16 protein-coding genes and 1 pseudogene are annotated in these 18,778 nt (G+C 74.3%); 10 read left to right on the top strand and 7 right to left on the bottom strand.

Annotation, left to right across the window (positions count from 1 at the left end; translation table 11 throughout):
- Positions 1-33: 33 nt before the first annotated feature.
- From ACWCHM_RS05350 to ACWCHM_RS05360, 3 genes are all read right to left on the bottom strand, one after another.
- On the bottom strand, positions 34-1,860 hold the full coding sequence (locus ACWCHM_RS05350; RefSeq protein ID WP_281895625.1) for an AMP-dependent synthetase/ligase: 1,827 nt from the start codon (positions 1,858-1,860) through the stop codon (positions 34-36).
- Between the two features lie 89 nt (positions 1,861-1,949).
- Positions 1,950-3,041 carry a terpene synthase family protein gene (locus tag ACWCHM_RS05355; RefSeq protein WP_204959241.1) on the bottom strand — a complete coding sequence of 364 codons (1,092 nt, stop codon included), beginning with the start codon at positions 3,039-3,041 and terminating at the stop codon, positions 1,950-1,952.
- Between the two features lie 196 nt (positions 3,042-3,237).
- Positions 3,238-3,867, bottom strand: coding sequence for a TIGR03085 family metal-binding protein (locus ACWCHM_RS05360; RefSeq protein WP_421487794.1), 630 nt, complete (start codon positions 3,865-3,867; stop codon positions 3,238-3,240).
- 190 nt (positions 3,868-4,057) lie between these two features.
- Between ACWCHM_RS05360 and ACWCHM_RS05365 the strand changes: the two genes are divergently transcribed.
- The 3 genes from ACWCHM_RS05365 (at position 4,058) to ACWCHM_RS05375 (ending at position 8,708) form a co-directional block, all read left to right on the top strand.
- Complete coding sequence (locus ACWCHM_RS05365) at positions 4,058-5,935, top strand: ABC transporter ATP-binding protein (protein ID WP_454221633.1); 1,878 nt, start codon at positions 4,058-4,060, stop codon at positions 5,933-5,935.
- 101 nt (positions 5,936-6,036) lie between these two features.
- Positions 6,037-7,827: an ABC transporter ATP-binding protein gene (locus tag ACWCHM_RS05370; RefSeq protein WP_204959238.1), complete on the top strand. Its 1,791-nt coding sequence runs from the start codon at positions 6,037-6,039 to the stop codon at positions 7,825-7,827.
- Positions 7,828-7,928: 101 nt separating this feature from the next.
- The gene (locus ACWCHM_RS05375; RefSeq protein WP_204959631.1) at positions 7,929-8,708 is read left to right on the top strand and encodes a DUF2470 domain-containing protein; all 780 of its coding nucleotides are present in this window, start codon (positions 7,929-7,931) and stop codon (positions 8,706-8,708) included.
- Positions 8,709-8,825: 117 nt separating this feature from the next.
- Here the strand turns inward: ACWCHM_RS05375 and ACWCHM_RS05380 are convergent, their stop codons facing one another.
- The 3 genes from ACWCHM_RS05380 to ACWCHM_RS05390 are packed head-to-tail and all read right to left on the bottom strand — an operon-like array spanning position 8,826 to position 11,013.
- Positions 8,826-9,515, bottom strand: coding sequence for a TetR/AcrR family transcriptional regulator (locus ACWCHM_RS05380; protein WP_281895633.1), 690 nt, complete (start codon positions 9,513-9,515; stop codon positions 8,826-8,828).
- 5 nt (positions 9,516-9,520) lie between these two features.
- Positions 9,521-10,276, bottom strand: coding sequence for an ABC transporter permease (locus ACWCHM_RS05385; protein ID WP_454221634.1), 756 nt, complete (start codon positions 10,274-10,276; stop codon positions 9,521-9,523).
- Positions 10,273-11,013: an ABC transporter ATP-binding protein gene (locus ACWCHM_RS05390; protein ID WP_421487795.1), complete on the bottom strand. Its 741-nt coding sequence runs from the start codon at positions 11,011-11,013 to the stop codon at positions 10,273-10,275. The genes ACWCHM_RS05385 and ACWCHM_RS05390 overlap by 4 nt, the downstream gene beginning before the upstream one ends.
- Before the next feature lie 192 nt (positions 11,014-11,205).
- Here ACWCHM_RS05390 and ACWCHM_RS05395 point away from each other — a divergent pair, with 192 nt between their 5' ends.
- The 5 genes and pseudogenes from ACWCHM_RS05395 to ACWCHM_RS05415 all read left to right on the top strand — a co-directional run bounded on the left by ACWCHM_RS05395 (position 11,206) and on the right by ACWCHM_RS05415 (position 15,906).
- Entirely contained in the window at positions 11,206-12,192 is a 987-nt protein-coding gene (locus ACWCHM_RS05395) for an aldo/keto reductase (protein WP_204959234.1), read from the top strand.
- A 683-nt stretch (positions 12,193-12,875) separates the two neighbouring features.
- Positions 12,876-13,199, top strand: a pseudogene (locus ACWCHM_RS05400) (phosphoribosyl-AMP cyclohydrolase); the annotation flags it as partial.
- 126 nt (positions 13,200-13,325) lie between these two features.
- On the top strand, positions 13,326-13,769 hold the full coding sequence (gene hisI, locus ACWCHM_RS05405; RefSeq protein ID WP_372445994.1) for a phosphoribosyl-AMP cyclohydrolase: 444 nt from the start codon (positions 13,326-13,328) through the stop codon (positions 13,767-13,769).
- Positions 13,766-15,319 carry an anthranilate synthase component I gene (locus ACWCHM_RS05410; RefSeq protein WP_204959232.1) on the top strand — a complete coding sequence of 518 codons (1,554 nt, stop codon included), beginning with the start codon at positions 13,766-13,768 and terminating at the stop codon, positions 15,317-15,319. Before hisI ends, ACWCHM_RS05410 begins: the two co-directional genes overlap by 4 nt.
- Complete coding sequence (locus ACWCHM_RS05415; RefSeq protein ID WP_204959231.1) at positions 15,316-15,906, top strand: Trp biosynthesis-associated membrane protein; 591 nt, start codon at positions 15,316-15,318, stop codon at positions 15,904-15,906. The genes ACWCHM_RS05410 and ACWCHM_RS05415 overlap by 4 nt, the downstream gene beginning before the upstream one ends.
- On the opposite strand, the gene ACWCHM_RS05420 is transcribed toward ACWCHM_RS05415, so the two are convergent.
- Positions 15,899-16,159, bottom strand: a complete 261-nt coding sequence (locus tag ACWCHM_RS05420) for a hypothetical protein (protein WP_204959230.1) — start codon at positions 16,157-16,159, stop codon at positions 15,899-15,901. The two genes, ACWCHM_RS05415 and ACWCHM_RS05420, sit on opposite strands and share 8 nt — an antisense overlap.
- Positions 16,160-16,637: 478 nt before the next feature.
- On the opposite strand from ACWCHM_RS05420, the gene trpC reads away from it, so the two are divergent.
- Both trpC and trpB read left to right on the top strand, forming a co-directional pair.
- Complete coding sequence (trpC, locus tag ACWCHM_RS05425; protein WP_176738808.1) at positions 16,638-17,441, top strand: indole-3-glycerol phosphate synthase TrpC; 804 nt, start codon at positions 16,638-16,640, stop codon at positions 17,439-17,441.
- Between the two features lie 105 nt (positions 17,442-17,546).
- On the top strand, positions 17,547-18,776 hold the full coding sequence (gene trpB, locus ACWCHM_RS05430; RefSeq protein WP_454221635.1) for a tryptophan synthase subunit beta: 1,230 nt from the start codon (positions 17,547-17,549) through the stop codon (positions 18,774-18,776).
- Positions 18,777-18,778 lie beyond the last annotated feature (2 nt).

Raw genomic sequence — 18,778 nt, forward strand, 5'->3', positions numbered from 1 at the left:
GGAGGACACGGACACCGGCCGGTCGGCGGGGGGTCAGATCTCGGCGAGGCTGCCCGCGTACATCCGGTCGATCTCGGCGGCGAAGTTGCTCTCCACACCGCGCCGCTTGATCTTCAGCGAGGGGGTCATCTCGCCGTCCTCGATGGTCAGGTCCCGGGACAGCACGGTCACCTTCTTGATCGTCTCCCAGCGGTTGAGCCTGGTGTTGAGCTGGGCCACGTGCTCCTCGACCATCGCGCGGGCCTCGGGCGAGGCGACGATCTCGGCGTAGTCACGCCCCTGGAGCGGGCCGCCCGCCGCCCAGTCCCGGATCGCGTCCGGGTCCAGGCTGACCAGCATGGTGCAGTAGTTGCGGGCCTGGCCGATGACGATCGCCTGCGAGGTGTACGGGCAGATGGCCTTGAACAGGCCCTCGATGTGCGACGGCGCGATGTACTTGCCGCCGGACGTCTTGACCAGGTCCTTCTTGCGGTCGGTGACGCGCAGGTAGCCGTCGTCGTCGAGGCTGCCGATGTCACCGGTACGGAAGAAGCCGTCCTCGGTGAACGCGGCGGCGGTCTCCTCGGGCAGGTTGTGGTAGCCGCGCATCACCGGCCGGCCGCGGACCAGGATCTCCCCGTCGGTGTCGATCCGGCACTCCAGGTCGCCCATCGCCCGGCCGACCGTGCCGATCCGCAGCCCGTCGGGCGGGTTGATGAAGTTGCCGGCGCTGGTCTCGGTCAGGCCGTACCCCTCGGAGATCGGCAGGTTGGCTGCGGCGAAGAAGGTGGCGATCTCGGCGCTCAGCGGGGCCGCGCCCGAGACGAGCACCCTGATCCGGCCGCCGAGGCGGGCCTGGAGCTTGCTGAACACCAGCTTCTCGGCCAGCGCGTACCGCAGCTTCAGGCCGCCGGGCACCGGCCGGCCGGCCTGCTCCAGGGCGACCTTCTGCTTGCCGACCGCGACCCCCCAGGCGAAGATCTTCGCCTTGACGCCCCCGGCGTCCTGGGCGGTGGTGACCGCCTTGTTGTAGATCTTCTCGTAGACCCGGGGGGCGCCGCACATCAGCGTCGGGCGGATCACCCCGAGCAGGTCGACGAGCTTGTCCACCCGGCCGTCGACGTAGGTGGGCAGCCCGACGTGCGTCGAGCCGCAGAGCAGCGTCTTGCCGAACGAGTGCGACAGCGGCAGCCAGAGGTAGTGCACGTCGTCGTCGCGCAGCAGGCCCGTCTCGGCCTGCACCACCCCCTCCCAGCACCAGCCGCCGTGCAGCAGCTCGACCCCCTTGGGCCGGCCGGTGGTGCCCGAGGTGTAGATCAGGGTGGCCAGGTGCTCGGGGCCGACCGGGGCGATCAGCCGGTCCACCAGGCCCGGGTCGGCGGCGAGCGCCCGCGCGCCCTGCTCCTCCAACTCGGCCAGGGTCAGCTGGGGCACGGCGGCGGTCGGGTCGGGGGTGCCGTCGAAGAGCACCACGTGGGTCAGCGCGGGAAGCTGCGCGCCGGCCACCTTCGCCGCCTGGACCGGGTTCTCGGCGAACAGCACCCGGGAGCCGGAGTCGGCGATGATGTATGTCGCGTCCTGCGGCTCGGTGGTCGGGTAGACGGTGGTGGTCGCGCCGCCCGCGCACATGATGCCGAAGTCGGCGAGGATCCACTCCAGCCGGGTGTTGGCCAGGATCGCCACCGGGTCCTCCAGCCCGACCCCGAGCCCGTGTAGGCCGGCGGCGACCGCGTCGGCCCGCCGGCCGACCTGCGCCCAGGTCAACCAGACCGGCCCCGAGTCGTCCGCCGCCGGGTGGGCGAAGGCACGTTGGTCGGGGGTGGCGGCCACCCGCTTGCGGAACATATCGGGGATGGAACGGTATGGGACATCGAGAGCCATCGAGGTTGCCGCCTTCGGGGGTGGATGACGTGACGAGGGTCACGTCGCTCTGCGGTTACCGAAGAGTATTGCCTGCACCCGGGCATCGGCTAGCCCTCGAACCTGTGAGGCGGCTGAGTCCCGGCGGACGCCCCGGGCGGGGTGGCGTACCGGTCCGCCCGCATCGACCAGTCGTAGGTGGCGCGCAGCCACGCGCGGCGGGCCGCCAGGTAGGGGGTCACCGCCGGCCCGGCGTGTGCGACGAGCGCCGCCTCCCGCACCAGGTAGCCGGCCAGCCCGTCGTTGAACCAGCCGGCGGCCAGTTGGAAGGCCGACGCCTCGTCCCGCCCGTGCTGCGCGGCCAGGACCGTCACCAGGTTGTGCGGGTCGGCCACCGCGTCCCGTTCCTTGCGGTAGGAGAACAGGTCGTTACACCAGCAGACCAGGTCGACGGCGAGGTCGTCCAACGCGACGAGCGCCGGGTCGACCCGCCGGGCCGGGCCGGGCGGCCGTCCGTACGCCAGGTCGGTCAGGGTGAGGCTGGGGCGTACGCCGCCGGTGTGCCGGCGCATCTGGCGGTACTCGGCGAGCCCGGGGACCCGTCGGCGCTCCCGGTTGGCGGCCTCCCACAGCAGCGCCAGCAGGTACTCCCGCAGTTGGCTCACCAGCCGCAGCAACAGCGTGGGCCGGCGCTGGTCGAGCACCCGCCGGCACAGGTCGGCCAGGGCGACGCCGAGCGCCCCGGCCGGGGTGTCCCGGTCGGCCCGGGGCGCACCGTCGCCGGCCGGCCCGCCGTGGCCGCCCGCCGTCGGAGTGGCGTCCGCCGTCGGAGTGACGCACCAGGCCGCCGTGCCGGCCGGGCCGCCGTGCCGGTCGAGGACGTCCAGCAGCGCGGTGACCGTCGGCGCGAGGGTGGCCGGCGCGCTGCCCAGGCCGTCGTCGTCGCAGACGTCGTCCATCACGAACAGCCAGGAGAACAGGTCGGTGAGCAGGCGCAGCCGGGGCACCGACGCCTGCGGGCAGGCGCGTCCGGCCAGTTCGGCCGCGCCGGCCCGGTGCAGCCGGGAGGCCGACGGGCCGCCCCCGACCAGGCCGTGCCGGCGGGCCCACTCCAGACTCTCCGCCGCCACCCGGTCGGTGGCGACGTGCCGGCGGCTGACGAACGGTGGCTCGTACAGCGCCGAGACGTCGAAGCTTCGCATGGCGTCCCCAGTCGGCCACCCCCCACGAGCGGCGTCGCCGGAGAGTACGGCAAGGAGATCGACACTGGTCGTTACTGAAGCGGCCGGGGTGACCGATTCCACCCCTGTCGCCAAGAGCGACGTCCTTCAGTGCTTCACGTGATCAACCGGCCGCGCAGGGTGTCCGCGCCGGTGGGAACCCGGCGCGCGGTCGGGCTCACAACCCCAGCGCGGCCGTGCGCAGCCGTTCGGTCAGCGCCGGTGGGCCGTCGAGCTGGACCCGGGCCACCCGCTGCCGGCCGGACAGGAAGAGCACCAGCTCACCGGGGGGCCCGACCAGGCGTACCCGGTCACCGCCCCGCCCCGCGGTCAGCTCGCCGTGGCCGGGGGCCTGCACCAGCAGGTCCGCCGGGAAACGCCGGGCCCGGGTGCGGGTCAGCAGGGCCACCGGCTTCCACAGCCGGTCGGCCAGCCCCGCCGGGAGGTCCCGGGGGTGCCAGCCCGGGCGGGCCCGCCGGACGTCCTCGTGGTGGATGAAGAACTCCATCGTGTTGGCCAGCTCGTCGGTCAGCGGGTTGCTGACCGGGCTCCACACCGGGGGCCGGCGCACCTGTGCGACCAGGTCCGGCCAGGGGCGGGCGGCGACCCGCAGCCGCACCCGCTCGGCGTACCCGTGCAGGGGTGGCAGCAGGATGCCGCCGGCGGCGTCGGGGCGGCGCTCCCGCACCACCAGGTGGGCGGCGAGATCCCGGGCGGTCCACCCCTCGTTGATCGTGGGGGCGTCCGGGCCCACTTCCAGCATCAGGTCGGCGAGCGCCTCGCGCTCCGCTCGGGCGTACCGCGGCATGCAGCGATCGTAGGTCGGCGGGCCGCCATCGGCGCGGCGGGAGACCAGCCGGGCCCGGTTGCGGTAGGCCAGTCGGGCCCGGTCGCGGGCGCGGCCGGGACGTGACGGTGGACATAGGCCGCCGGGCGGCGGCGGTGGCCGGGACCGGTAAGGATAAGGGAGATAATTGCGGCTTACGGCGGGGGAGAGCGTGGCGAGCGGGACGAGTCGGGACGTGATCCGCCGGGGGTTGTGGGTCCTCGGCCGGGCGATCCGGGAACAACCGCGCATCTTCGCGGTCGCGGTCGCCGGCAGCGTGCTCTTCGGCGGGTTGGTGATCGCCAGCGCGTACGTGGTCGGCGCGGTCGTCGGCGACGTGGTGGTGCCGGCGGTCGAGGCCGGCGAGGTCGGCACCGGCACGGTGGCCCTGGCCGCCGTGGCGCTGTTCGGGATCAGCGTGCTGCGGGTGGTCGGCATCTTCGGCCGTCGGCTCGGGGCCGGTTACATGCAGTTCCGTCTCCAGGCCGCCTACCGTCGCCGGGTCACCCGCCGCTACCTGGACCTGCCGCTGGCCTGGCACCACCGCAACGCCACCGGCACGTTGTTGTCCAACGCCAACTCCGACGTCGAGGCGGCCTGGTACCCGATCGCGCCGCTGCCGTTCGCGGTCGGCACGCTGGTGATGCTGGTCGGCGCGGTCGGCTCGCTGTTCGTCACCGACTGGGCGCTCGCCCTGGTCGGGCTGGCAGTGTTCCCCGCCCTGTTCGCGCTCAACGTGGTCTACTCCCGCCGGATGGCCCCCCGCCAGGCCCGCGCCCAGCGGCTGCGGGCCGAGGTCAGCGGCATCGCCCACGAGAGCTTCGACGGCGCGCTGGTGGTCAAGACCATGGGCCGGGAGGCCCAGGAGACCGCCCGGTTCGCCGGCCGGGCCCGGGAGCTGCGGGACTCGCTGATCTCCGTCGGCCGGCTGCGCGGCGTCTTCGACCCGCTGCTGGAGACGCTGCCCAGCCTCGGCACCCTGGCCGTGCTGGTGGTCGGCACGATCCGGCTGCGGCAGGGCGCGATCACCGTCACCGAACTCGTCAGCGTCGCCTTCCTCTTCACCGTGCTGGCCTTCCCGGTGCGGGCGATCGGTTGGGTGCTGGCCGAGCTGCCGCGCAGCGTGGCCGGGTGGGACCGGGTCAGCCGGGTGCTCGACGCCACCGGTGAGATGCCCTACGGCGAGGTCACCCTCGACGACGACGCCGCCGGCCCGGCGACCCTCGCCTTCGACGGTGTCCACTTCGGCTACGAGCCCGCCGAGGCGCACCTGCCCGGCACGTCCGTGCTCGGCGAGGTCGCCTTCACCGTGCCCGCCGGGCGGACGGTGGCGCTGGTCGGGCCGACCGGCGCCGGCAAGTCCACCATCGCCTCGCTGGCGGTCCGGCTGGTCGACCCGGACTCCGGCACGGTCACCGTCGACGGGGTGGACGTGCGCCGGCTCACCGCCGCGTCGCTCGCCTCGACCGCCGCGCTGGTCGCCCAGGTGCCGTTCGTCTTCGACGACACCGTCCGGGCCAACATCAGCCTGGACCGGCCGGGCATCGACGACGAGGACGTCTGGGCGGCGCTGCGGCTGGCCGAGGCCGACGGCTTCGTCGCCGCCCTCCCCGACGGGCTGGACACGATGGTCGGTGAGCGGGGCACCTCGCTCTCCGGCGGCCAGCGGCAACGCCTCACCCTGGCCCGCGCGCTGGCCGGCCGGCCCCGGTTACTGGTGCTCGACGACGCCACCAGCGCGGTCGACCCCCGGGTCGAGGCGGCCATCCTGGCCGGGCTGCGCGGCCCGGCACCCGGGCAGCCGGCCGCCGCGTCGATCCTGGTGGTGGCGTACCGGCGGGCCACCATCGCGCTCGCCGACGAGGTGATCTATCTGGAGCAGGGCCGGGTGCTGGCCCGGGGCACCCACACCGAGCTGCTGGCCACCGTGCCCGGCTACGTCGACCTGGTCACCGCCTACGAGCAGGCCGAACAGGAACGCGAACAGAACCGGACGTACGACGAGGTCGCCCCGCTGCCGTCGGGCCTGGAAATCGAGGTGGACCGGTGAGCGCAGCGGAGCCCCGCAGTCGCGAACGGAAAGGCAATCCGGTGAGCGCGAGGAGTGCAGCGCAGCGGAGCCCCGCAGTCGGGAACGGAAGGTCGACGTCGGTGGGCGAGGGTGGCGGGGACGAGCCGGTCGAGCGGACCGAGGGGACCTGGCAGACGTTGCGGCGGGGGTTGGCGCTCTCGCCGGAGCTGCGTACCGGGTTGGCCGGCACGTTGGCGTTGGCGCTGGTCTACATGGTCGGCCGGGTGGCCGTGCCGGTGGCGGTGCAGCGCGGCATCGACCAGGGGATCGCCGTCCCCGACGGGCCGGATCTCGGGGTGATCGTCACGGTGGTCACCGCCACGGCGGCGGTCCTGGTGCTCACCACCGTCTGCGGTTACCTGATGATGCGGCGGCTGTTCACCGTCAGCGAGACTGCACTGGCCAACGTCCGGACCAGGGCGTTCCGGCACGTGCACGACCTGTCGATGCTGCACCAGCAGTCGGAGCGGCGCGGGTCGCTGGTCTCCCGGGTGACCAGCGACGTCGACCAGATCACCCAGTTCCTCCAGTGGGGCGGGGTCATCCTCATCGTCAACCTGGGCCAGCTCGCGGTCACCACGGCGGTGATGCTGGCGTACTCCTGGCAGTTGACGCTGGTGGTGCTGGTCGCCTTCGCGCCGGCGGTCATGATCATCAGGTTGTTGCAGCGTCGGCTGGCCGGGGCCTACGGGGTGGTCCGGCAGCGGACGGGCACGTTGCTCGGCACGATCGCCGAGAGTGTGGTGGGTGCGCCGGTGATCCGGGCGTACGGGGTTTCCGGGCGGACGGCCCGACGGTTGGACGCGGCGATCGAGGGGCAGCGGTTGGCCCAGCAGCGGGCCATCCGGATCAGCATCATGGGCAGCTCGGTGGGGGAGTTGGCGGCCGGGGTGGCGCTGGCCGGGGTGGTGGTGGTCGGGGTGTCGCTGGGGGTGGACCGGACGCTGTCGGTCGGCCAGCTCACCGCGTTCCTGTTCCTGGTCACCCTGTTCATCCAGCCGGTGCAGATCGCCACCGAGGTGCTCAACGAGGCGCAGAACGCGATCGCCGGCTGGCGGCGGGTGCTCGACGTGCTCGACCTCACGCCGGACGTGGCCGATCCGGGGGAGCAGGGCCGGGACCTGCCGGCCGGCCCGTTGGACATCCGCTTCGCCGACGTGACGTTCGCCTATCCGGGTGGGCCGCCGGTGCTGCACGGCGTCACCCTGGACATCGCGGCGAAGAGCCGGGTGGCGGTGGTCGGTGAGACCGGCAGCGGCAAGACCACCTTCGCCAAGCTGCTCACCCGGCTGATGGACCCGACGCAGGGGCAGGTGCTGCTGTCCGGGGTGCCGCTTGACGAGGTGCGGTTCGACTCGCTGCGTTCCCGGGTGGTGATGGTGCCGCAGGACGGGTTCCTGTTCGACGCCACGGTCGGGGAGAACGTCCGTTTCGCCCGTCCCGAGCTGACCGATGCGGAGTTGACGGCCGCCTTCACCGAGCTGGGCCTGGCCGACTGGTTGGACGGCCTGCCCGGCGGACTGGCCACTGCGGTGGGGGAGCGGGGGGAGGCGTTGAGCGTCGGGGAACGGCAGCTGGTGGCGTTGGCCCGCGCGTACGTGGCCGATCCGGACCTGCTGGTGCTGGACGAGGCGACCAGCGCGGTCGACCCGGCCACCGAGGTACGCCTGCAACGCACCCTGGACGCGGTGACCCGGGGGCGTACGACGCTGGCGATCGCGCACCGGTTGTCCACCGCGCAGGCCGCCGACGAGGTGGTGGTGGTGGACCGGGGTCGGATCGTCCAGCGGGGCCCGCACGAGGAGCTGCTGCGTGATCCCGACTCGGTGTACGCCCTGCTCTACGCGTCGTGGTTGGAGCAGACCCGCTGAACCACCTGTTGCCCACCGGTAGGAGTCACATCTGGTGGACGTGGTCGCCCGGGTGCTCTACTCTGCGGGTTAGGTAAGGCTAACCTTTATCGGAGGTGCCCGTGGCTCCGACCCCTGCTGAGCTGATTCGTACCCTGGTGGCCGGTCGGTTACCCGGCCTGGTGCACCTCGCCCACCGGCCCGGCCCGTTCCACGTCCGGCACGCCACCGACGCGGAGGGGCGGGTGCTGCTGCTCGTCCCGGTCTTCAGCGACCTCGCCGCCGAGCTGGACCCGGCCGCCGCGCGGGACGTCGCCGTGGTGCTCGACGTGCTCGACCTGCCCCCGGCCGCCGGTGCGCCGTCGGCCGGCCGGGCCTGGGTGTCCGGCTGGGCGGTGCCGCTGACCGGTGACCCGGCCCGTCGGGCGGCCGTCGACTTCGCCGCCGTGGACCCCACCGGCGACCTGCTCGACGTCGGGAGCCGGTTCCGGCTGCACCGCTTCGAGGTGGCCGAGGCCCGGCTGGACACCGCCGGCGTGGTGCACCGGGTCGACCCGGGTGAGTACGCCGCCGCCGAACCGGACCCGGTGCACCCCGACGAGGCCGCCCTGCTGGCCGACCTCGCCGACCACCACGGGCCGCAGGTGACGGCGTACCTGCGCCGCCGGCTCGGTCTGGCCGACGGTGAACCCCGGGTGGTCCGCCTCGACCGGTACGGGCTGGTCGTGGCACTCGGCGGCCCCGGCGACAGGCGTCGCGCCCGCCTGCCGTTCCCGCACCCGGTGACCGACCTGGCGGAGCTGTCCCGGCTGCTGCACCCGCTGCTCTGCACCCGCTCCGCCGCCCACCCCCACTCCCGTCCGCACCGCCATCCCGCCAACACCCGGCCCGACCGCGACTAGCCCCGCCACCCCCACCCCACCCCCGTCCCGCCTCCACCCACCCACCCACCCCGTCCCGCCCCGGTGATCAAGAGGTTTGCGCCAATTCGATCTCCCGACATGACGCAAACCTCTTGATCACCGGGGCGCAGCGGGAGGCGTGGGAGGCGCAGCGGGAGGTGTGCGAGGCGCGGCGGGAGGCGTGGGAGGCGCGGCGGGAGGTTCGGTGGGGGAGTGGGGGAGGGGGGCGGTGAGGTAGCGGTGGATGGTGGGGCCGAGGGTGGCGGCCAGGGTGTCGGCGGTGGCGGAGGCGACCGGTTCGAGGCGGATGACGTAGCGCATCATGGCCAGCCCGATCATCTGGGTGGCGACCAGCCCGCCGCGTAGCGGCAGCTCCGCCGGGTCCAGGTCGAGCTGGTCGAGCACCCGGCGCAGCACCTGGGTGGTCAGGAACTCGCGCATCAGCCGGGCCGTCCACTCGCTCCTGGTCGCCGAGCGCAGCAGGGCCACCGCCGCCCCACCGGCCGGCGAGTCCCAGACGCCGAGGAACGTGCGCACGAGCCGCTCCCCGATCCCGTCCGGGTCGCCGGCCAGCACGGCGGGCAGCAGCACGGCCGGGTCGATCGGGATGTCGACGGTGGCCCGGAACAGCTCCTCCTTGCTGCCGAAGTAGTGGTGGACCAGGGCCGGATCGACCCCGGCGGCGGCGGCGATCTGCCGGATCGAGGCCGCGTCGAAGCCGCGCTCGGCGAACGCCGACCGGGCGGCGGCGAGGATCGCCTCCCGGGTGTCCTGGTTGCCGGGGCGTCGACCGGTGCGTCGGGCCACCGGGCTCACCCGCTGCGCCGGCGCAGGGTCGCCGCCGCCAGCACCAGGGCCAGCACCGCCGCGCCGGCCACGATCGACACGTCCCGCCACATCAGGCCGGTCGGTGCGGAGTGCGCGCCGACCTCCTGGAGGGCCTCCACCGCGTACGACAGGGGCAGCACGTCGCTGACCGCCTGGAGCCAGCCGGCCATCTGGTCGCGGGGCACGAACAGCCCGCACAGCAGCAGTTGCGGGGCGACCACGACCGGCATGAACTGCACCGCCTGGAACTCGGTGCGGGCGAAGGCGCTGCAGAACAGCCCGAGCGCGACGGCCAGCACCGCGTTGACCGCGGCGATCAGCACGACCAGCCCGGCCGATCCGGCGGTGGTCAACCCGAGCAGCCGGTACGCCGCGGCGGCGGCGACGGTCGACTGCACCACCCCGGCCAACCCGAACGCGATGCCGTAGCCGAACAGCAGGTCGAGCTTGCCCAGCGGGGTGGTGAGCAGCCGCTCCAGCGTCCCGCTGGTGCGTTCCCGGAGCATCGCGATGCTGGTCACCAGGAACATGATGATGAACGGGAAGAAGCCCAGCATCACCAGGGCCACCCGGTCGAAGGGGGACGGCGCACCGGGCGGGGCCGGCTGGTCGGCGTACATGAAGTAGACCAGGGTGAGCAGCACCGTCGGCACCACCACCAGCAGCGCCACCGTACGCCGGTCGTGCCGCAGCTGACGCAGGATGCGGCCGGTGGTGGCGGCCAGGATCGTCGGGTTCACGCCGCCTCCCCGGTGCCCGCCGGGTCGGCCCCGCCGGCCCGGATCAGCCGCAGGAACGCCTCCTCCAGGTCGTCCACCCCGGTGGCGGCGCGGACCGCGTCGGGGGTGTCGTCGGCGATCAGCCGGCCGTGGCGGATCAGCAGCAGCCGGTCGCAGCGGGCCGCCTCGTCCATCACGTGGCTGGACACCAGCAGGGTGGTGCCGGCGGCGGCGAGGGCGTGGAACCGGGCCCACAGGTCGGCCCGCAGCACCGGGTCCTGCCCGACGGTGGGTTCGTCGAGGACGACCAGTTCCGGCTCACCGACCAGCGCGCAGGCCAGCGAGGCCCGGCTGCGTTGCCCGCCGGAGAGGGTGCCGACGAGCTGGCCGGCGGCGGTGGCCAGGCCGACGTCGGTGACTGCCGCGTCGGCGTCGGCGGCGCTGCGCCCCTGGAGGGTGGCGAAGTAGCGGGCGTTCTCGCGGACGGTCAGGTCGGCGTAGACGCTGGGGGCCTGGGTCAGGTAGCCGACCCGGTGGCGTAGTTCGGCCGCGCCGGCCGGATGGCCGAGCACGGTGACGGTGCCGGAGCTGATCGTCTGCACCCCGACGACGGCCCGCATCAGGGTGGTCTTGCCGCTGCCGCTCGGGCCGAGCAGCCCGGTGACCGTGCCGCGCGGCACCGTGCACCCGATGCCGTCCAGCACCCGTCGTCGACCCCGGTCGACGACGAGGTCGCGGACGGCGATGGCCTGGTCCATCGCCCACCTCCCATTAACTCATCGCTTGTTGAAATCAACGGTAGTTGAATTATCCGCCGCCGCGCAACACCCCTGCGGCCGGGGCTGTTCGAGGCGCACCGGTCGGGGTACTGACCCGGGCGGACCCACTGAAGGAGGACTCGAAGTGCGTAACCACGGGATCGACACGTGCCGTCGCCAGGGGGAGGGACGATGATCCGTCGACGGATCGGGGCCAACGGCCCGGAGGTGTCCGCCATCGGACTGGGCTGCATGGGCATGAGCTTCGCCTACGGCGGGCAGGACGACGCCGAGTCGACGCGTACCCTGCACCGCGCCCTCGACCTGGGCGTCAACCACCTCGACACCGCCGACATGTACGGCTTCGGCGCCAACGAGCGGCTGCTCGCCCCGGTGGTGCGGGCCCGCCGCGACGAGGTCTTCCTGGCCACCAAGTTCGGCAACCGGCCGCACGCCGACGGCTCCGGAGCGTACGTCGACAGCAGCGCCGGCTGGGCCCGCGAAGCCTGCGACGCCTCCCTCGGCCGGCTCGGCGTGGACACCATCGACCTGTACTACCTGCACCGCCGGGACCCGGGCACCCCGATCGAGGAGACCGTCACGGCGATGGCCGGGCTGGTCGCGGCGGGCAAGGTACGCCTGCTCGGCCTGTCGGAGGTCAGCCCGGCGACGCTGCGCACGGCCCACGCGGTGCACCCGATCGCGGCCGTGCAGATGGAGTACTCCCTGTTCACCAGGGACGTCGAGGGGGAGATGCTGGACACCTGCCGGGAGCTCGGGGTGGCGCTGGTGGCGTACTCGCCGGTCGGCCGAGGGCTGCTCACCGGGGCGATCACCGGCCGGGACCAGCTCACCGAGGGTGACTGGCGGGCGGCGGCACCCCGCTTCGCGGCGGACAGCCTCGACGCCAACCTGCGGCTGGTGGCCGCCGTCCGGGCGGTGGCCGAGGAGATCGGCTGCACCCCGGCCCAGGCCGCCCTGGCCTGGCTGCTCGCCCAGGGCGAGGACGTGCTGCCGATCCCCGGCACCAAGCGGGTCCGCTACCTGGAGGAGAACGCCGCCGCCGCCGACCTGCGGCTCACCGCCGACCAGCAGGCCCGGCTGCGGGAGGCGGTCCCCGTCGACGCGGTGGCCGGCGAGCGGTATCCGGCGGCCGGGATGCGGACGGTCGGGCACTAGCCCATCGATCGACATCTTCGGACACTTGGCTTCGGACCGGGCGTCAGCCTTCGGACCGGACAGGAAGTCCGCCTTCGGGCATTGCGCCCCGATCGGGCCTACGGCACGATGGCGCGGTGGATCACGCTCCGTTGCCGGAGGCCGCCTTCCTGGCCGACTGGACCGACCGGCTGCGCGCGTCCGCCGAGCGCCCGGTGGTCGGGATCCTGCTGCGGGGCAGCCACGCCCGGCGGGCCGCCACCGCGTACAGCGACGTCGACCTCGACGTCCTGGTGAGCACGACCGGGCCCACCCCGGTGACGACGTCGGGCGGGCCCGGTCCGTGCCGCGCGTCGACCCCGCCTGTGGCACCCGGGCAGCCCTGTGCGGCGGGCCGGTCCGCGCCGGTGGGGCCGTCGGGCCGGGCGGGCGGCGCGCGGTGCGGCGCGACGACCGGCCCGGTCGACCCACCGGCCGGCTCCACCCGCGGCCGGTGGCCGACCGGGACGCCGTACGACGCCCGCCGGGCCTACCTGGCCGAGGTCGACGGGCGGATCGTGCACGTGTCGGTGGCCGCCCGGGACGTCCGCACCTGGGTCGACCGGCTCGGCGAACCCGCCGACTGGGCGTTCGGGCTGCCGGTGACCACCCCCACCCGGCTGCTCTGGGCCGACCCGACCTGGCGTCGCCGGATCGACCTGCCGGTGCTCTGCCAGCCCGCCGACCAGCCCCGCCTGGAGGAGTTGGTGGCCACCCTCGGCAAGGTGGCCGGGGCGCTCGCCGCCGACGACCCGCTCGGCGTCCGGCTGGCCGCCGCCGACCTGGCCCGGCTCTGCCCGTCCGTGCTGCGCCCGGCCAACCCGGGGGTGCGGGTGGCGTCCCGCCGGGCCGCCTTCGCCGCCGCCCTGGACCTGCCGGTCGCGCCGGCTGGCTACCGCGACGACATGCTGCTCTGCCTGGGGGTACGCCCCGGCGGCACCGTCGAGGTCGGTGTCGCTGCCGCCCGCCTGGTCAGCGGGGTGCTCCCGCTGGTGCGCCCGTACGCCGACCGGGTCGCCGAGACCGCCGGCCCGGACCTCGCCCGCGCCCTGTGCGACGGTCGGCTGGAGCGGTACGTCGCTCAGCTGTCCCGGGCGGTCGGGGACGCCCCGCAGGTGCCCGCGCCGGGTGCGAGACAATCGGTAACTGTGCCCGTACCTGAATCTTCCCCCCGCGACGGCGGACCCGGCGGCGCGGTCCGCCCCTCCCGTCTCGACCCGGCCGTCGCCGCCCGGCTGCGCCGCACCCCGGACGGCCTGGTCGCCGCAGTCGTGCGCCAGCACGACACCGGTGAGGTGCTGATGGTCGCCTGGATGGACGACGAGGCGCTGCACCGCACCCTCACCACCGGCCGGGCCACCTACTGGTCGCGCAGCCGGCAGGAGTACTGGGTCAAGGGCGCCACCTCCGGCCACCACCAGTACGTCCGCTCGGTCGCCCTGGACTGCGACGGCGACGCGCTGCTGGTCGGCGTGGACCAGGTCGGCGCGGCCTGCCACACCGGCGAGCGCACCTGCTTCTTCACCGAACTCCCGGTGGTGCAGGGGGTCCGACCGTGACCGACGGTGCGCTCAGCCCCGACCTGGCGGGCTTCGTCGAGGCGGCGGCCCGGTGGCGGGTGGTGCCGGTGACCCGTCGGCTGCTGGCCGACGCGGAGACCCCGGTGGGGGTTTACCGCAAGCTGGCCGGTGGGCCGGGCACCTTCCTGCTGGAGTCCGCCGAGCAGGGCGTGGGCTCCGCCGGGATGGCCTGGTCGCGGTACTCGTTCATCGGGGTGCGCAGCAGCGCCACCCTGGTCGAACGGGACGGTGTCGCGCAGTGGACCGGCACCCCGCCGGCCGGCGTGCCGGTCTCCGGCGACCCGGTGCACGTGCTGCGGGAGACCGTCGCGGCGCTCGCCGGCGGGACGCCGGACCCGGCCGCCGGCCTGCCGCCGCTGACCGGCGGCATGGTCGGCTACCTGGGGTACGACCTGATCCGCCGGTTCGAGCGGCTGCCCGAGCTGACCGAGGACGACCTCGGGGTGCCGGAGCTGGGCATGATGCTCGCCACCGACCTGGTGGTGCTCGACCACTACGACGGCTCGGCGATCCTGGTCGCCAACGCGGTCCTGCCGCCGCTGGACGACCCGGACCGGGCCGAGCGGGTCACCGCCGCCTACCACCACGCGGTGGGGCGGCTCGACGCGATGACCACCGCGCTGTCCCGACCGATTCCGCCGATGATCTCGACGGTGGGCCGGCCGCCGGCCGGTGACGTGGTCAGCCGCACCCCGGACGGCGGCTACCCCAAGGCGGTCGAGGCGGCCAAGGAGGCGATCCGGGCCGGCGAGTGCTTCCAGATCGTGCTGGCCCAGCGGTTCGAGCGGGCCACCGACGCCGACCCGCTCGACGTCTACCGGGTGCTGCGCACGACCAACCCGAGCCCGTACATGTACCTGCTCCGCTTCGACGGGTTCGACATCGTCGGCTCGTCCCCGGAAGCGCACCTCAAGGTCAACACCGACGCCGACGGGCAGCGGCGGGCGATGCTGCACCCGATCGCCGGCACCCGGCCGCGCGGGGCCACCCCGGTCGCCGACGCCCGGCTCGCCACCGAGCTGCTGGCCGACCCGAAGGAACGCGCCGAGCACGTGATGCTCGTCGACCTGGGCCGCAACGACCTGGGTCGGGTCTGCCGGCCGGGCACCGTGCAGGTGCCGGAGTTCGCCACCATCGAGCGGTACAGCCACGTGATGCACATCGTCTCCACCGTGGTGGGCACCCTGCGCGACGACCGGACGGCGTTCGACGCGCTGGCCGCGACCTTCCCCGCCGGCACCCTGTCCGGGGCCCCGAAGGTGCGGGCCATGGAGATCATCGAGGGGTTGGAGCCGGTGCGCCGGGGGCTCTACGGCGGCACCGTGGGCTACTTCGGGTTCGGCGGCGACCTCGACATGGCGATCGCGATCCGGACCGCGCTGATCCGCGACGGCCGGGCGTACGTGCAGGCCGGGGCGGGGGTGGTGGCCGATTCCGAGCCGGCCGCCGAGGACCAGGAGACCCGGAACAAGGCCGCCGCCGTGCTGGCCGCGATCGCCGCCGCCGAGACCCTGCGACCGGCGCGGTGAGCGACGCCGGGGCCACCGCGACGACGGCGACCGACGGCCCGTCGACCGGCCGGCGCGAGCTGACGTACGCGGTGCTGCTCTGCCTGGCCGGCGCGGGCCTGGCGGCCTGGGCGGCGACCCGGACCTGGTCGGTGGAGGTGCTCGCCCGGGGTGCGCTGCCGCCGAGCCGGCAGGAGCGGTCCGGGGCGGACCTGCTGCCGTGGCTGTCGGCGTTGGCGCTCGTCGCGTTGGCCGGCGGCGGCGCGGTGCTGGCCACCCGGGGGCGGGTGCGACGGCTGCTGGGTGGCCTGGTCGCGCTGCTCGGCCTGGCGGTCGCGGCCGGCGGCGGCTACGGGCTGGTCGCCACCGGCGGTGTCGGGGCGCACCGGCAGTGGCCGGCGCTCTGCCTGCTCGGCGGGCTGGTGGCGGCCGGCGGTGGGCTGTTCACCGCGCGGCGTGGCGCGACCTGGCCGGCGATGGGCGCCCGCTACGAGCGGCCGGTGCGCGCCGACGGGCCGGCCCGGCCGGGTGGCCGGCCGATCGCGGAGGGGGGCAACCGGGAGGCGTGGGACGCGCTCGACCGGGGTGAGGACCCGACGGTCAGCTGACCGGCTGGGGCGTGCGGGCGGCCTGCCGGTCCCGGGTGGCCAGCTCGGCGACCAGCCGGTCCAGGGTGGCGCGCTGGTCGGCGCGGGCCCGGTCGGCGCAGACCGCCTCCCAGGCGTTGCCCCGGGCGGTACGCACCCGGCCCTCGCCCACCACGACGCGTTCGACGGTGTGCACCACCTCGACGGCCAGCGCCGCGACGGTCCGGGAGATGGTGGTGAGTCCGATGCCGGCGTTCGGCCCCGCAGTGCTCATAGGTCACCCCGCACGATGAGATCCGATGGTGGGCAGGCGCATCGTCGAGTCTGCCCGACACCGATGCTGCCGGGCTCACGTTTCGCCCGGGTGACGGCCCGGTCAACGGCCCCCACCTGCGTGGCAGGGCCGGTCTTGAGCTTGGTCACAGCCGTCCGGCCGGACCGGCCGAGCTGCGCTCCGGGCCCGGACGTGATCTCATAGCGTATGGGCATCGATCGATGGTCCGGGGTGTCCCGGACGACGGGTGTCGATGACACCCACCGACGGGCCCGGTGGCGCTGCGTGACATTCCGTTCACCGGAGGTCCGGCATCATGCCACAGCCCATCTCGTGAGGAGCGCCATACCCCCGGCGACTGTCGCCAGGTGGCGCCCCCTAGCATCGGCCCATGACACCCGGAGAGGGGAGTCCGTTGGTGACTGCTGAGCATGCGCACGCAGAGGGGGACGGGGCCGGATCGGCGGCGTCCGCAAGCGTGCTCGACGAGATCCTGGCCGGCGTCCGCGAGGACGTGGCCCGGCGGCAGGAGCAGCTTCCGTTGGAGCGGCTGCGCGAACTGGCCGCCGCCGCGCCGCCACCGCTGGACGCGTACGCGGCCCTGCGTAAGCCCGGCGTGGCGGTGATCGCCGAGGTGAAGCGTTCCTCGCCGAGCCGGGGCCGGCTGGCCGAGATCGCCGACCCGGCCGAGCTGGCCGGGGAGTACGCCTCCGGCGGCGCGCGGGCGATCAGTGTGCTGACCGAGGGGCGCTGGTTCGGCGGTTCCCTCGACGACCTGGCCGCCGTCCGGGCCGCCGTGCAGGTGCCGGTCCTGCGCAAGGACTTCGTGGTCTCCAGCTACCAGGTGCACGAGGCGCGGGCGCACGGTGCCGACCTGGTGCTGCTGATCGTCGCCGCGCTGGAGCAGAACGCCCTGGTCGGCCTGCTGGAGCGGATCGAGTCGCTCGGCATGTGCGCGCTGGTCGAGGTGCACACCGAGGAGGAGGCCGACCGGGCCCTGGAGGCCGGCGCGCAGGTGATCGGGGTCAACGCCCGTGACCTGCGTACCCTGGAGGTCGACCGGTCGGTGTTCGAGCGGATCGCCCCCGGCCTGCCCAGCAGCGTCGTCAAGATCGCCGAGTCGGGGGTGCGGGGTCCGCACGACCTGATCCGGTACGCCTCGGCCGGCGCCGACGCCGTCCTGGTGGGCGAGGGGCTGGTCACCCAGAAGAGCCCCCGCGAGGCGGTCGCCGAGCTGGTCAACGCCGGGAACCACCCGGCGACGCCCCGCCCGGCGCGCTGACCCGACGGGCAGATCCGCGCAGCGAGAGGACATCGCGATGAACGAGCGATCCGTCACCGGCGACGCGACGGTGCGTCGGCGCGCGACCGGCCGGGGAGCGGCGGCATGAGCGCCGGGGAGGCGGCCGGGCGGTTCCCCGACTCCGCCGGTCACTTCGGCCGTTTCGGTGGTCGCTTCGTCCCCGAGGCGCTGGTCGCGGCGCTCGACGAGCTGGACGCCGCATACCGCAAGGCGATGACCGACGAGGAGTTCCTCGCCGAGTTCGACGCCCTGCTGCGCGACTACGCCGGCACCCCCTCACTGCTGTACCCCGCCGAGCGGTTCTCCGCCAAGGTCGGTGCCCGGGTGCTGCTCAAGCGGGAGGACCTCAACCACACCGGCGCGCACAAGGTGCGCAACGTGCTGGGCCAGGCGCTGCTCACCAGGCGGATGGGCAAGCGGCGGGTGATCGCCGAGACCGGCGCCGGCCAGCACGGGGTGGCCACCGCCACCGCCGCCGCCCTGTTCGACCTCGACTGTGTGGTCTACATGGGTGAGGTCGACACCGAGCGGCAGGCGCTCAACGTGGCCCGGATGCGGATGCTCGGCGCGACAGTGATCCCGGTGACCACCGGCTCGCGGACCCTCAAGGACGCGATGAACGAGGCGATGCGGGACTGGGTCGCCAACGTCGACGACACCCACTACCTGATCGGCACCGCCGCCGGCCCGCACCCGTTCCCGGAGCTGGTCCGGGACTTCGTGCGCGGCATCGGCGACGAGGCCCGCCGGCAGTGCCTCGACCTCACCGGCGGGCTGCCCGACGCGGTGATGGCCTGCGTCGGCGGCGGCTCCAACGCGCTGGGCATCTTCCACGCGTTCGTCCCCGACACCGACGTGCGGCTGTACGGCTTCGAGGCCGGTGGCGAGGGCGTGGAGACCGACCGGCACGCCGCCAGCATCACCGGCGGCACCCCCGGGGTGCTGCACGGCGCCCGCACCTACGTGCTCCAGGACGCCGACGGCCAGACCGTCGAGTCGCACTCGATCTCCGCCGGGCTGGACTACCCCGGGGTCGGCCCGGAGCACGCCTGGCTGCACGACACCGGCCGGGCCCGCTACCTGCCGGTGACCGACGCCGAGGCGATGGCCGCGTTCGAGCTGCTCTGCCGTACCGAGGGGATCATCCCGGCGATCGAGAGCGCGCACGCGCTGGCCGGCGCGGTGCAGGTCGCCCCGCAGCTGGCCGCCGAGCTGGGCCGGGAGCCGGTCCTGGTGGTCAACCTCTCCGGTCGGGGCGACAAGGACGTGCACACCGCCGGTGAGTACTTCGGCATCCTCGACAAGGAGCAGTGAGA

Source organism: Micromonospora sp. SCSIO 07396 (assembly GCF_053667945.1).